Annotated in this window: 15 protein-coding genes; 13 read left to right on the forward strand and 2 right to left on the reverse strand. The window is 37.7% G+C overall.

The features are described 5' to 3' along the window. The first annotated feature begins 53 nt into the window (after positions 1-53). From R3F25_04935 to kdsB, 5 genes are read left to right on the forward strand one after another with little or no spacing between them, the layout of a single operon-like run. Entirely contained in the window at positions 54-665 is a 612-nt protein-coding gene (locus R3F25_04935; GenBank protein MEZ5496158.1) for a MotA/TolQ/ExbB proton channel family protein, read from the forward strand. Position 666: 1 nt separating this feature from the next. Further along, positions 667-1,080 (forward strand): biopolymer transporter ExbD, encoded by a 414-nt coding sequence (locus R3F25_04940; protein ID MEZ5496159.1) that lies wholly within the window; start codon positions 667-669, stop codon positions 1,078-1,080. Positions 1,081-1,086: 6 nt separating this feature from the next. Then, positions 1,087-2,826, forward strand: a complete 1,740-nt coding sequence (gene msbA / locus R3F25_04945; GenBank protein MEZ5496160.1) for a lipid A export permease/ATP-binding protein MsbA — start codon at positions 1,087-1,089, stop codon at positions 2,824-2,826. Positions 2,827-2,828: 2 nt separating this feature from the next. Next, the gene (gene lpxK, locus R3F25_04950; protein ID MEZ5496161.1) at positions 2,829-3,821 is read left to right on the forward strand and encodes a tetraacyldisaccharide 4'-kinase; all 993 of its coding nucleotides are present in this window, start codon (positions 2,829-2,831) and stop codon (positions 3,819-3,821) included. Next, on the forward strand, positions 3,818-4,603 hold the full coding sequence (gene kdsB, locus R3F25_04955; GenBank protein ID MEZ5496162.1) for a 3-deoxy-manno-octulosonate cytidylyltransferase: 786 nt from the start codon (positions 3,818-3,820) through the stop codon (positions 4,601-4,603). The genes lpxK and kdsB overlap by 4 nt, the downstream gene beginning before the upstream one ends. Here the strand turns inward: kdsB and R3F25_04960 are convergent. Then, on the reverse strand, positions 4,579-5,040 hold the full coding sequence (locus tag R3F25_04960; protein MEZ5496163.1) for a peroxiredoxin: 462 nt from the start codon (positions 5,038-5,040) through the stop codon (positions 4,579-4,581). The two genes, kdsB and R3F25_04960, sit on opposite strands and share 25 nt — an antisense overlap. A gap of 50 nt (positions 5,041-5,090) precedes the next feature. Between R3F25_04960 and dapA the strand changes: the two genes are divergently transcribed. The 3 genes from dapA to R3F25_04975 are packed head-to-tail and all read left to right on the forward strand — an operon-like array spanning position 5,091 to position 7,890. Continuing rightward, positions 5,091-5,996 (forward strand): 4-hydroxy-tetrahydrodipicolinate synthase, encoded by a 906-nt coding sequence (gene dapA / locus R3F25_04965; GenBank protein MEZ5496164.1) that lies wholly within the window; start codon positions 5,091-5,093, stop codon positions 5,994-5,996. Positions 5,997-6,018: 22 nt separating this feature from the next. After that, positions 6,019-6,618: a hypothetical protein gene (locus R3F25_04970; GenBank protein MEZ5496165.1), complete on the forward strand. Its 600-nt coding sequence runs from the start codon at positions 6,019-6,021 to the stop codon at positions 6,616-6,618. Positions 6,619-6,669: 51 nt separating this feature from the next. Next, positions 6,670-7,890 (forward strand): multidrug effflux MFS transporter, encoded by a 1,221-nt coding sequence (locus R3F25_04975; protein ID MEZ5496166.1) that lies wholly within the window; start codon positions 6,670-6,672, stop codon positions 7,888-7,890. 5 nt (positions 7,891-7,895) lie between these two features. Here the strand turns inward: R3F25_04975 and R3F25_04980 are convergent, their stop codons facing one another. Then, a complete protein-coding gene (locus R3F25_04980; GenBank protein ID MEZ5496167.1) occupies positions 7,896-8,336 on the reverse strand; it encodes a GNAT family N-acetyltransferase in 441 nt (146 codons plus the stop codon). A 130-nt stretch (positions 8,337-8,466) separates the two neighbouring features. Here R3F25_04980 and tolB point away from each other — a divergent pair, with 130 nt between their 5' ends. The 5 genes from tolB (at position 8,467) to R3F25_05005 (ending at position 14,479) form a co-directional block, all read left to right on the forward strand. Further along, entirely contained in the window at positions 8,467-9,747 is a 1,281-nt protein-coding gene (tolB, locus tag R3F25_04985) for a Tol-Pal system beta propeller repeat protein TolB (protein MEZ5496168.1), read from the forward strand. Beyond that, complete coding sequence (locus R3F25_04990) at positions 9,726-10,463, forward strand: SprT family zinc-dependent metalloprotease (protein ID MEZ5496169.1); 738 nt, start codon at positions 9,726-9,728, stop codon at positions 10,461-10,463. The genes tolB and R3F25_04990 overlap by 22 nt, the downstream gene beginning before the upstream one ends. Positions 10,464-10,643: 180 nt before the next feature. Continuing rightward, positions 10,644-12,146, forward strand: a complete 1,503-nt coding sequence (locus R3F25_04995) for a CoA-acylating methylmalonate-semialdehyde dehydrogenase (GenBank protein ID MEZ5496170.1) — start codon at positions 10,644-10,646, stop codon at positions 12,144-12,146. A 72-nt stretch (positions 12,147-12,218) separates the two neighbouring features. After that, positions 12,219-13,379, forward strand: a complete 1,161-nt coding sequence (locus tag R3F25_05000) for an acyl-CoA dehydrogenase family protein (GenBank protein ID MEZ5496171.1) — start codon at positions 12,219-12,221, stop codon at positions 13,377-13,379. Further along, the gene (locus R3F25_05005; GenBank protein MEZ5496172.1) at positions 13,379-14,479 is read left to right on the forward strand and encodes an enoyl-CoA hydratase/isomerase family protein; all 1,101 of its coding nucleotides are present in this window, start codon (positions 13,379-13,381) and stop codon (positions 14,477-14,479) included. The genes R3F25_05000 and R3F25_05005 overlap by 1 nt, the downstream gene beginning before the upstream one ends. Positions 14,480-14,493 lie beyond the last annotated feature (14 nt).

Genomic DNA, 14,493 nt, shown 5'->3' on the forward strand with positions numbered 1-14,493 from the left:
TCCAACATTTGTTATTATAATATCAACCGTATTTTATTCTGGAGCAAGAATTCATGCTTGAAATTGTAACTTCCGGCGGTGTCGTCATGATTTTTATCCTGATTTTGATGGCTTTGGCGATGATGATTGTCGGGGAAAGATTTTGGTCATTGCGTAATAAGGAAATCATTCCTGCGGATTTAAAAAACCAGGTGATTGACTGGTCGAAATCCAAACATTTGGATGAAAACCACATTACCAAACTGGAAGAAACTTCACCTTTGGGCTATGTCATGGCATCAGCTTTGCGCAATCGTCATTTGAATCGTGAGTCGATTGTTGAAGTGGTTGAGGATGCTGGCAGGCATGTAGTACACAAGATGGAAAAGCCTTTGAATTGGTTATCTGTGATTGCTGAGGTTTCACCACTTTTAGGTCTTTTAGGAACAGTTATCGGCATGATTAAGGTTTTTGCGGCCATCAATGCCAATGGTGTTGGTGATGCTGCTCATCTGGCATCGGGTATTTCTCAAGCGTTAATAACAACCGCTGCCGGATTGGTTGTCGCAATTCCAGCTATGTTGTTCCATCGCCATTTTAAAACCAAAATTGGTGACCAGACCATTATTATCGAAACTCAGGTTATGGAACTGATTGATTCAATTAGTTCAGCTAAGAAGAAATAACATGAAATTCAGCGAAGATAATAATCAAGGACCAAAACTGAATATGACATCATTGATCGATGTGGTGTTTCTGTTGTTGATTTTTTTTATGGTGACGACTACTTTTGAAAAACAAGCCAAGTTGAAAATTCAACTACCGGAAGCAACTGAAAACACCACAAAACAAGCGCCGGATCAATTGGTTATCTCTATCAGTCAAAAAGGCGCTATTTATCTCAATAACAATGAGCTTGTTAATTCCAAATACGAAAGTATTGCCGCCGGTTTGAAGAAATTGAAAATTGGCGATAAAAAACCACAAGTGATTATTCGTGCGGATGCCAATGCCGCTCACAAACACGTTGTCACAGTGATGGATGTTTTGGCGGATAATGATTTTAATAGTGTTTCCATAGCAACCACTCAGCCTAAATAAAAATAAATGACTGCAGAGCTGAAAAACACCTCTTTTAGCCGTATTTGGCAATACACCAAACCTTATAAATTGGCATTATCAATTGCCATACTTGGTGCATTGCTTGATGCCATGGTTCAAGGTTCTTTCATGCTTTTGTTTAAATACATGATTGATGATGCTTTTGGCAAACATGATCAAACGATTATCAGATTGATACCATGGGTCATAGTTGTCATGTTTTTGATTCGTGGAAGTGCCAATTATCTATCAACCTACGGTCTCAATTGGGTTGGTAGAAAGGTTATTGCTGATTTACGACAGTTAGTTTTTTCTAAATATTTGAGACTACCCAGTTCGTTTTTTGACAAACAACCATCTGCAACCCTGATATCTCGTATGACTTTCGATATTGAAATGATGGCAATGGGTGTGGCATTAACAGTAATCAATGTGATTCGTGATGTATTAACTATTTTGGTGTTAATCGGTGTGATGCTTTCACAAAGTGTACAACTAACCGTCATTGTGTTTATTCTTGTGCCGATTGTTGGTGGAATTATTGCTGTATTGAATAAGCGTTTTAGGAAAATCAGCCACCGTATTCAAAACTCTATGAGTGGAGTGAGTGAGGTTGTTGGTGAAGTTGTCAAAGGACAGAAGATTGTTAGAATTTTCTCCGGTCAACAAGATGAAGAGAAACGATTCTATGAAGTGAATAACCGGAATCGTTATTTGAATATGAAAATTGTTTCCATTAGAGCTTTATCTTCTTCATCTGTTCAAATTTTAACGGCTATAGCTTTGGCTTTGATAGTCTACTTTGCAACAGTACCGGAAGCGATTAATAATTGGACCGGTGGTACATTTATGGCATTTATTTCTTCAATGATGGCAATGTTACCTCCCTTAAAAAGGATGTCTGATTCCAGCGCGATGATACAAAAGACTTTGGCAGCTGCTGATAGTGTTTTTTATGTTCTGGATTATGAAGCTGAAGAGGACACCGGCATTATCGAGTTGGATGCTAAAGAGATTAATATTGAGTTTAAAGATGTTAGTTTCTCCTATGATGGTGAAAATCAGGCCTTAGATAATGTTAGTTTGAAAATTACAAATGGTGAGTCAGTTGCCTTTGTCGGCGAATCTGGTGGTGGAAAATCAACTTTGGTGAATTTAGTACCAAGATTCTACTCACATACGACCGGAAAGTTATTGCTGAATAACCAGGATGTCAATGACTATACTCTTGAAAGTCTGAGAAAACACATTTCATTTGTGGATCAAAATGTAGTGCTTTTTAATGATACTGTTGCCAATAACATTGCTTATGGCGCGAATAAATCAGCAAATTTGGAACAAGTCAAACAAGCAGCTGTACAAGCGAATGCATTGGATTTCATAGAAGAGTTGCCGAATGGTTTTGATACTGTTATCGGTGAAGACGGAACCCGTTTATCCGGTGGGCAAAGACAAAGAATCGCAATTGCCAGAGCGATATTGAAAGATGCTCCATTGTTAATTCTGGATGAAGCAACTTCTGCTTTAGATTCTGAATCAGAGAAAATCATTCAGGCAGCATTACAAAATGTGATGAAAGGTCGAACCACTTTGGTTATTGCTCATCGTCTTTCTACCATTGAAAATGCAGATAAAGTGGTTGTCATGTCTAAAGGTGGTGTGGCTGAAATTGGAACTCATAAGAATTTACTGCAACACGATGGAATTTACGCAAAATTGCACAGATTGCAGGGTTCTGTTCATTAAATATGGCTCAGCATTCTCAGCAGAAACTCGATAAAATCTGGTATAAAGGAGCACCTGTGCCTTTTCATTATTTACTACTGGAAAAAATATTTAAAGCTGCGAGTTATTTTCGTCGTAAACTTTATCAAATAGGTCTGTTACGAACTCACAAAATCAAGTGTCCGGTAGTCATTGTCGGTAATATCACCGTCGGTGGAGTCGGTAAAACACCATTTGTTATCTGGCTGGTTCATCAGTTGCAAGCCAAAGGCTACAAAGTTGGCGTGGTGTCTCGGGGTTATGGTGGTAAAAGAGAGCATGAACCTTTATTGGTGATTCCACAGACATCTTCAAAAGCAAGTGGTGATGAAGCCTTACTGATTGCGAAACACACCGAAACACCGGTCTATGTTGGTAAAAACCGGGTTAAAGCGGCTCAAAAACTATTACTCGATTACAAATGTGATGTGATTATTTCGGATGATGGTCTGCAACATTATGCATTACAACGTGATGTCGAAATTGCATTAATTGATGCCAAGTATGGTTTGGGAAATGAGCGATTTTTACCTGCCGGCCCGCTTCGTGAAGGAAGAGAGCGTCTGAAAACAGTTGATATGGTGGCTTTTAAAGGTAAAAGGTTAGACAGTCATTATTTTGACTATGCTCCTTTATTGGTCTATGCATTAGGTGATACACGTAAACAACGCAAAATTGAATCTTTTCGCAACCAGAAAATCAATGCTCTAGCAGGAATTGCTCATCCCGATAGTTTCTTTAATATGCTGGCTGATTGTGGGTTAGCAATCGTCAAACATCCTTTAAATGATCATGAAAAATTAACTGAGAAGCATTTTGACTTTAATGATGATAATCCAATCTTTATCACTGAAAAAGATGCAGTAAAATGCGCTGAGATGCAATTGGAAAATGTTTGGGTGGTTGTTCTTAAACTTGAAGTTAAAGATGAAACAAAACATCAGGTTATTGATTTAATTGAAAGTAAAATATCATGAGTGAAAATATCGTTATTTGCTTACCTGCCAGATACGCATCTACACGTTTACCCGGAAAGCCATTGTTGGAGATAGCAGGAAAGCCACTGATACTTTGGGCTTTGGAGTCTGCTTCTCAAATTGATGCCAATGAAATTATTGTAGCAACGGATGATGAAAGAATTCAAAATTTGGTTGAGAGTCATGGTTATCAATGTGTTCAAACTTCATCTGAACACCAATCGGGAACTGACAGACTTGCTGAAGTCGCGCGATTGAAAAACTGGGATAATGAGACGATTGTTGTCAATTATCAGGCGGACGAACCTTTAACTCCAAAACAAAACATCGAACAATTGATTCAGGCACTTAAAGATAATCCACATGCTTCGATTGCGACACTTTATCAGTTGATCAATAATTATGAAGATTTGGTCAATCCGAATAATGTCAAATTAGTCACCGATGAGAATGATTTGTCCTTATATTTCTCACGGGCTCCTATTCCGTATTCGAGAAGTACATTTACAGATGAAAAGCTGGATGAAAACATTCAATATAAACACCATATTGGCTTGTATGCCTACAAAGCCGGTTTTCTCAAACAATTTTCAAAGCTCTCTCCATCGGATTTAGAAAAAACCGAATCACTGGAACAACTCAGAGCTATAAGTCATAGCTATAAAATTACTGCAAAACAAGCCTTACAAACTATGCCTCACGGAATTGATACCCAAGAAGACATTGTGAGATTTAAAGAATTAATTAAATCCGGTAATCACAACGACTCGATAAACTCATAAACTTCCTGAGCATGTCCTTTAACACGGACTTTATCCCAATGTTTGATGAGTTTTCCATCCTGGTCAATTACAAATGTGGAACGTACAATTCCCATATAGGTTTTACCGTAGTTTTTCTTTTCCTGAATCACACCAAAATAATTACAGATTTCCTCTTCTGTATCAGCAATTAAATCAAATGCAAAATTATACTTTTCTTTGAAGTTTTCCTGACGTTTTAAAGTGTCTTTAGATACACCTAAAATATTGGCATTGGACTGCGAGAATTTCGGAAAAAGTTCAGTGAAATCACAACTCTCAGTAGTACACCCCGGAGTGCTGGCTTTGGGATAAAAATAAAGAACCAGATACTTATCCTGATAATCAGAGAGTTTGGCTTTTTTATTGCCAGTCAGTAAAATTGCAAAATCTTTAATTTTTTCGTTAATCTTAACCATTTGTTTATGCTTTTTAGATAAAATAAGCAAGTTATCTTATTTTTGATGAAATGTCCAATTTAACTGCAAAAGATTTATATGGTTGTATGACGGCTTTGGCGACTCCAATGCACGAGGATGGTCAGGTGGATTACATCCAATGGCAGAAATTAGTTCAAAGTCAAATAGATGCTGAAATCAATGGTATAGTTGTTGCCGGAACCACCGGAGAATCCGCATTGTTGAATGATGAAGAGTTTGAACAATTATTGACTATAGCAATTGAATCTTGCAAAAGCACTAATACCAAAGTGATTGCTCAAACCGGTGCGATTTCTCCTGATAAAGTGATTGAGCGAAATCGTGTTGCTGCTCGTCATGGTGCGGATGCATTGTTGATAGTCACGCCTTATTACATTCGAACCACTCAGGAAGGTTTGTATCAGCATTTTATGAAAATAGCCGAAGTATCTGATTTACCAATTATTTTATACAATGTACCTTCACGAACTCAAAATGATATGTTACCGGCTACAACCGCCAAATTGGCGAAGCATGAAAAAATTATCGGTATTAAAGAAGCCTCTTCTGCTGAGAACCGGTTTGTTGAATTGACAAAGCTATTGCAGAAAGATTTTGCAATTTTGTCAGGTAATGATGATACCTTTTTGAATGCTATGGAGCAGGGTGCTTGTGGAGTTATTAGTGTTGCTAGCAATGTCAGACCGGTTTCGGTAAAGCAAATTTGTAATTTGATGGCATTGGGAGACGTTATTTCGGCAAAAAAATTAAATACTAGTCTTGAAAAACTCTTTGAGATGTTATCATATCAGCCCAATCCGATACCTGTGAAGTACCTACTTCATCAAGCCGGAATGATAAAGCAGGGAATTCGATTGCCATTAATGTGGTTGAAATCCGGTTTGACAGGTGTTAAAGCCGAAGTGGCGAGCATCGAGAAAGAATTAAGAATTTAAACGATTTAAATATAAAAAAACTATGAGAATATTGTTACTGTTGTTGGTTGTTGTTACTGTAAACGGATGCAGGTTTATTCATTTGAAAGAACCTTATTTAGATGCTCAATCTGCTGAAAAACTTCAAATTCCGACGGGTTTGGATACACCCAATACGACTTCAACACTATCTGTTCCTTCAGCTGAAAGCTCATCAGCATCGGTTTCAGATGCTCCTCCGGAAATGCCGATTAGGAAAAGACAGTCTGAAAGTGGTATATTAAAAATTGATAATCAGGATGGTTATGCTGTTCTCACCGTAGCAACGGATAAAGATGTAATGTTTGATGTTATGGCTGATTTTGAACTGGAAAATTGGTCTGTAATGGATTCCGATGCGGATGATTGTGAAGTGAGTTTGTATTATTTTGATCAGGCAGCTAAAGAAAGATCAGAAGCCGGATTTTTCAAAAGAATGTTTAGCAGAGGTGATTTTCAATCCGATTATTCAGGTGAATATAAATTATCATGCACTCAAAGTGGTAGTTTGACGAGTGTGAAATTTAGTAAAGCTGACAGTGATCTTCCAAAATCCTTTTTAGCTGATACCGTGATGAATAACCTGTACAGCGTATTTGAATAATTCGTTGTCCTGAATAAAACCTTCAATTGATTTTTATCTCATGGTGTGTTTATGTACGAACGCTATCTTAATGTATTTAGAACACACTATCCGGCAAAGAAACTGGCACCGCTTCTTGCTGTAATAGTCGCACTTTCACCTTTTGCGATTGATACTTATTTGCCAACGATGCCAACGATGGCAAAGTCTTTTAATGTTCCTATCAATTTTATTGAACTTTCAATTCCAATTTATTTGATTGGTTTCGCTTTGGGTCAAATTATAGGTGGTCCCATTTCAGATAATTATGGTCGTAGAAAAATAGGCAGTTTCGGCTTATTTATCTTTTTTTTGGCAAGCGTTGCTATCATTTTAAGCGAATCTATTGAACAGTTTTGGGCACTGCGCTTTCTACAAGCATTTGGTGGTGGTTTTGGGTTGGTTATCTGTGCGGCTGTAGTTCGGGATTTATATGACGGCAAACATGCGGCAAAAATCTTCACGCTCATGGGTTTTATCATGATGTTGGCACCGTTGATTGCCCCGACAATTGGCTCAATCCTGCTTGCGTATTTTAATTGGCAATCAATTTTCGTATTGTTGTCCATTTATTCTTTTGTGCAAATCTTTATGATAATGTTGTTTGTTCCAGAAACGAAACGACTGAGAAGGGTTGGTGGCTATCAGCATCTACCGCCTGTTCAAGTTATTAAAAATTACTGGTCAATCATTACAAATCGCAATGCGTTGCCGTTTTTGCTCTGTGGAAGTTTTGTTGCTTCTGCATTGTTTGCATTCTTAACAGAAATTTCATTTTTGTATATTGATTATTTTTCGGTGACGGAAAGTGGATTTGCATGGTTATTTGGGATGAATATTGTGTGTATGATGATATTTAATCGTTTGAACCATTTTTTATTGGATAAATTAACGCCCAGAAAAATTTTAAGAATCGGTTTGTTCATTCAAAATACAGCAGCGCTTATTCTGTTAAGTTCTGCAATATTTCAATTCCATAATTTGTATTTAGTTGTTGCTTTATTGATGTTGATAATTGGTTCTTTCGGAATTATCGCTCCTAATAATATGGCATGTTATATGAAGAATTTTCCAATGACCAGCGGAACTGCAAATGCAGTGAATGGAGCTTCACAATTTACATTTGGCGCGATTATTGGTTTGGGTCTGTCTTTTCTGCATAACGGAACCCCAATACCGATGTTTAGTGTGATATTTATCTCGACGATACTATCTTTTATAAGTTTCAGATTTTCTAAAGAAATTGATGACTAATCGGCTTAGCATTTAAAATTGTAAAAGTAGTGTTCGGCATCCATTTCCCAGCCTCTTTTAATATATAACATTTGAGCGATTTTGTTCTTTTTGTGGGTTTCAAGAACCAGACGACAAGCCTGATTGTTATTTGCGAATTCTTCAGCTCTTTGCATCAGTTTATCAGCAACACCTTTGTGGCGGAACTGTTCAAGTACAAATAAGTCATTCAAAATATAGAGTTTTTCCATTTCTACGGATGAGAAACTACTGTAAAGCTGAACAAAACCAATGAGTTGAGACTTTACTGTAGCTACAAAAAAACAGGAGTCATTATTGTCTAAACGACGCTTAATAAAAACTTTGCAACCTTCCAGATCCGATGGTTTGTTGTAAAACATTCTATACTTATTAAATAGAATGGTCAGCTGAACCAGATCCCTTTTTTCTGATCGTCTAATTTTCATCTGTGAACTAAATTTACCCTTGGACTATGTAATATATCTTTTGATTATGAACTTTTTTGTGATGTTCTGCTCTATTTGGTTATAATAACAAACATTCTTAAATATGCAAAATCTTAAATCAGGAAGTTTAATGAAAAAACAGGTCATTTTTATCGCCCTAATTATTTTTTCCTCAATTATAAATGCTGATGTTGAGTTTCGAATCACTCAACCTGGCGTGGGTGCTTATGAAATTGCGATTTTACCATTTGACAACAATACTCAAAGTGTGAATCTTGCGAATGTTATTTCTGATGATCTTAAATTGACGGGGCAATTTCGTACACTTGAAAAAGAACAGTTGATTGAAAATCCAAGATACGCCAGTCAGATAAAGTTTCCAACTTGGAAGATGCTTGGAGCAGATTACTTGACGATTGGTTCGGTTTTATCATCCGCTCCGGGTAGATATGAGGTTTCAGTTAAATTATTCTCTGTGTTGGATCAAAAGCAGATTTTATCTCTAAGTTTGCCGGTTCACAGCGGAGATTTAAGAGCCGGGGCGCACTATATTGCCGATAAAATTTATGAAGAAATCACAGGTATTAAAGGGATATTCTCAACGAAGATTGCCTATGTCACAGCGACAAATGTTGATGGTAAAATGGAGTATCAATTGCTGGTCGCAGATGCTGATGGTAAGAACTCTCAAGCGTTGGCAACATCTTCGCAGCCTTTGTTATCTCCGAAATGGTCTCCGAGAGGTGATAAATTGGTTTATGTTTCATTTGAAAAAGGAAACTCTGCCATTTATATACAGAATCTAGCTACCGGAAAACGTGAATTAATGAGTAGTTACAAAGGAATTAACAGCGGTCCGGCATTCTCACCTGATGGTAAACATTTGGCTCTCACGTTGTCGAAATCCGGTAATCCTGAAATTTATATCATGGATATTTACACCAAACAATTGGAAAAAATAACCAATAGCTGGGCAATTGATACCGGAGCCACTTGGGCACCGGACGGACAAAGTTTGATTTTTACTTCAGACAGAGGCGGAAAACCTAATCTTTACCAAATTGATTTGGCAACAAAGACTCCAAAGAGATTAACTTTTGAAGGAGACTATAATGCCGGCGGTAGTTTTTCAGCAGATTCGGCTTACCTTTGTTATGTTCAGGGCAATGCAAATGACTATCGCATTGCATTGAGACATAACGAGTCCGAAACCTCACAAATCATCAGTAATGGCCCGTTGGATGAAACTCCGACTTTTGCTCCAAATAATAACATGATATTATATGCAACCAAGAATAATAAAGGGCAGGGGATTTTGATTTCGACATCTTTAGATGGAGCAACTAAAAATCAACTATTGGTCTCAAATGGTCATATCAGAGAACCAGCATGGTCGCCGGTTATAAATTAATAAAAAAATCTGAAGAAAAAGTAATTCTCAACGGAGAAGCATTTTCTTGTCTGTTGGTTCGCTCGAAGAAAAGAAGACATAGTATTAGTGTTAAAATTCTCTGTAGAAATCATTTGCAGGTCAATGCACCATTTATGACTTCAAGTCATGTGATTTATAATTTTTTAGAATCAAAATATAGTTGGATTAAACAAAACCAACAAAAAGCTAAGTACCAAAATTCTCCAAAAGAATATCAATACAAAAATGGAGAAAAATTCTGGTTTTTAGGCAACTCCTATCACTTGAAAACCCAACAAGACAATAAAGATGATGTCATACTGACTGATAAAGAGCTGGTGGTCAATTATAGAAAAGAGGCATCTATTAAATCGTTACTCAAAAAATGGTATCGACAACATGCTCTCGAATACTTCTCAAAAAGGGCTGAGACTCTCAGACAAAAATTCGACTTTCCTAAAATCAAAAATATACGTGTGCGAATGATGAAGTCTCGTTGGGGAAGTTGTAATTCAAGAAGCGAAATCACATTCAATGTGCATCTGATAAAAGCCGTTCCTGAAGTCATTGACTATGTCATATTGCATGAGTTGTGTCATTTAATTCAGCAAAACCACAGCAAGGCTTTTTATCAGCTTCAGGAAGAAATTAATCCACATTGGAAAACACAGAAAAAACAACTGGATGATTCTTCTCTGGTATTTTTAAATTGTTAGGCTTTCAGAGTTAAATTTTCTGTCAAACTTTTGTCACATTAGTCTCCAAAACACATATTGTTTTAGGCTAATAGTTAAGAAAATGATATAATGCAACGCGAAAATTTCAGTGCCTCATATCGTTCGATAGATTGACAGACACGCAAACTCATTAACAAATACAATTAGGGGACAAATCTCATGTTAGAAAAAATCAATATGTATATTGATGGAAAAGAGGTCGTGAGTGCTTCAAATCAATGGATGGATGTTACCAATCCGGCAAATCAGGAAGTTTTGTATCAGGTTCCAATGGCAACAACAAATGAAATAGAATCGGCTGTTGCTTCTGCCAAAAAAGCATTTGAAACATGGAAAGACACCCCTGTTCCCGTCAGAGCTCGAATGATATTAAAATATCAACAACTACTCAAAGAAAATCACGACAGATTGGCAGAAGTTTTAGCCGAAGAAACCGGGAAAACATTTGAAGATGCCAAAGGTGATATCTGGCGTGGAATAGAAGTTGTTGAGCATGCAGCAAATGCACCTTCATTGATGATGGGTGAATATGTTGAGAATGTTGCCGGTGGTATTGATACTTATTCGATTACCCAACCTTTGGGTGTCTGTGTCGGTATTACACCATTTAATTTCCCGGCAATGATTCCTTTATGGATGTTTCCTTTGGCTGTGGTGTGTGGAAATGCTTTTGTGTTAAAACCATCCGAGCAAGATCCTAAATCTCCAATGTTGCTTGCTGAATTATTCTATGAAGCCGGTTTCCCAAGAGAAGTTTTACAAGTAGTTCATGGCGGAAAGGATCAGGTCAATCAGTTGATTACTCATCCTGACGTTGAAGCGATTTCTTTTGTTGGTTCTGTCGGTGTGGGTGAACATATTTATAAAACCGGAACAGATCACTTGAAAAGAGTTCAGGCTTTCACCGGTGCAAAAAACCATTTGGTTGTTATGCCGGATGCCAATAAAAACCAGGTTGTCAATGGAATTGTCGGAGCAGCTTGCGGAGCAGCCGGACAACGTTGTATGGGTATCTCAGTTTGTGTCTTAGTTGGTGAAGCCAAAGACTGGCAGGATGATATTAAAGCTGCTATGGAAAAACTGAAGCCGAATTACTGGAGAAATGAAACATCAGCCTATGGCCCTTTGATTTCACCACAAGCCAAACAAAGAGTTGAAGGCTTAATTAGCAAAGGCATTGAAGAAGGTGCGACTTTATTATTAGATGGTCGTAATTGTCAGGTAGAAGGTTTTGAGAATGGGAATTTTGTCGGTCCTACATTATTCACTGACGTAACAGTAAATATGTCTGTCTATAAAACCGAAATCTTTGGACCGGTGCTCTGTTTATTACATGCAGAATCAATTGAAGATGCAATTCAGATGATTAATGACAATCCTTATGGAAACGGCACTTCAATTTTTACAAATTCAGGAGCCGCAGCGAGAAAATTCCAGCACGAAATAAAAGTGGGTCAGGTTGGCGTGAATATTCCGATTCCTGTGCCATTACCATTTTTCTCTTTCACTGGTTGGAGAAAGTCTTTTTATGGAGATCAACATGCTTATGGTAAGCAAGCGGTGAAGTTTTATACCGAAACAAAAACAATTACTTCACGCTGGTTTGAAAGTGATATCCCGGATGGACATCACGCACCGAATTTATCTATAAACTTACGTTAAATCACAATTGCAGTCGGGCTAGAAAAATAATTATATCAACCGGCTGCAAATTAGTTACAACAAGGGGACACTATGAATTTTGATTTTACAGAAGATCAATTGGCTTTTAAGCAAGCGGCTAAGGAATTTGCTGAAAAAGAAATGGCACCTTATGCTGCTCAATGGGACGAAGAAGCACATTTTCCTGTCGATGTTATCAAGAAAACCGGAGAGTTGGGTTTCTTGGGGCTTTATTCACCCGAAAAATACGGTGGTTTAGGGTTATCACGTCTGGATAGCTCCATTATCTTTGAGGAAATGTCACAATATTGCACTTCTACAACAGCATTTATGACAATTCATAACATGTGTGCATGGATGGTTACCAGTTTTGCCGATGAATCTTTGGCATCAGAATGGGGACCAAAACTAACATCGGGTGAATTGTTGGCATCCTATTGCTTAACAGAACCGGGTTCGGGATCTGATGCCGGTTCCATGAAAACCACAGCAAAAACGGATGGAGATGAATACGTTCTCAATGGCAGTAAAACATTTATTTCCGGTGCCGGTTCGACGGATGTTTTGGTTTTGATGGCACGCACCGGTGAAGCCGGTCCTAAAGGCGTTTCCTGTTTTCTGGTTCCAGCAAATCTGGATGGAATCATTTACGATAAAAAAGAAAGCAAAATGGGTTGGAATTCGCAACCGACTCGTTTGATTACATTTGAAAATGTGAGAATTCCAAAGTCCTACCTCATTGGTGAAGAAGGTGAAGGGTTTAAATTTGCCATGAAAGGTCTTGATGGCGGAAGAATCAATATCGCTTCGTGTTCATTAGGAACAGCTCAAGCGGCTCTGAATCAAGCTCAGAAATATATGCTGGAACGAAAGCAATTTGGCAAAACTCTGGCATCGTTTCAAGCCTTGCAATTTAAAATTTCGGACATGTTGACAGACTTGATTTCATCTCGCCAAATGGTGCGTCTGGCTGCTTTTAAATTGGATAACAAAGATGCCAATGCCGGTGCTTATTGTGCAATGGCAAAAAGATATGCCACAGACACTTGTTTCAATGTTTGTGATGAAGCCTTGCAGCTACATGGTGGTTATGGATATATCAAAGAATATCCATTGGAAAGATATGTCAGAGATTCGCGCGTTCATCGTATTTTGGAAGGAACGAATGAAATCATGCGTTTGATAATTTCCAGAAAAATTCTGGTCGAAGGGGCTACAGAGGTGATTCAATAATGTCCGATTTGATTCAGTTTTCTCAGATTGAAGGAAAATACGGTAATATTGGCAGAATTACTCTGAATAACCCCAAATCTCTGAATGCTTTAAATATCGAGATGATTGATGCGATACAAAATGCACTTGATGAATGCGAGAACAACCAAAATATCAAAGCGGTGTTTATTGATTCCAATTCCGAAAAAGCCTTTTGTGCCGGTGGTGATGTTATTGGACTTTACAATTCGATGAAAGAAACAGCCGAAGGTGAAATTCCGCAAATGGCAATGGAGTTCTTTCGTAAGGAATATCATCAGGATTATCGTTTGCATATTTTTCCAAAACCTGTCATTGCCTGGGGCAACGGAATTGTAATGGGTGGCGGAATTGGCGTAATGTCGGCATGTTCTCATAGAATTGTGACAGAAAAATCCATGTTGGCAATGCCTGAAGTCACCATTGGTCTTTATCCGGATGTAGCGGCTTCCTGGTTTTTTAACCGAATGCCGGCAAACATCGGAATGTTTTTGGGAATAACCGGTGCGCGAATGAATGCCTCTGATGCAATTTATTGCAAATTAGCTGACTTTTTTGTGTTGGATGAATACAAAGACGAATTTATTACTGAATTATCCGAAGTGGATTGGAAAAATCCAAATTGCGATATTCAAAATGCTCTGGAAAGTTTGATGGACTTTAGCAGAGATGATACTCCATTGAGTAATTTGCAAGAAAATTATAAGCAAATTCAATATTTGTTCAGACATTGTGATTTGGAAAAATCTGTTAAAGAACTCAAAGAAATGCAACCCAAAACAAAGTGGTTAGAATTAACACAAAAAGCGTTTCTGAAAGGCTGTCCGGTGACTTATAAACTGGTTGATGAGCAGATTATAAGAGCTAAATATTTGAGTTTAAAAGAAGTTTTTGAAATGGAATTTATCATGTCCACACGTTGTGCGATGAATCCTGATTTGCAGGAAGGCATTCGTGCATTGTTGGTTGATAAAGATGGTAACCCTCAATGGACTGTCAACTCAGTTGCCGAAATCAGCAATGAACAAACAGAACTATTCTTCACTGCACCCTGGAGTGAAGGCAAAAATTTATTTAATTAAAAAATCGAGAATAT

Source organism: Gammaproteobacteria bacterium, from assembly GCA_041395445.1.
GTDB lineage: Bacteria > Pseudomonadota > Gammaproteobacteria > Xanthomonadales > Marinicellaceae > NORP309.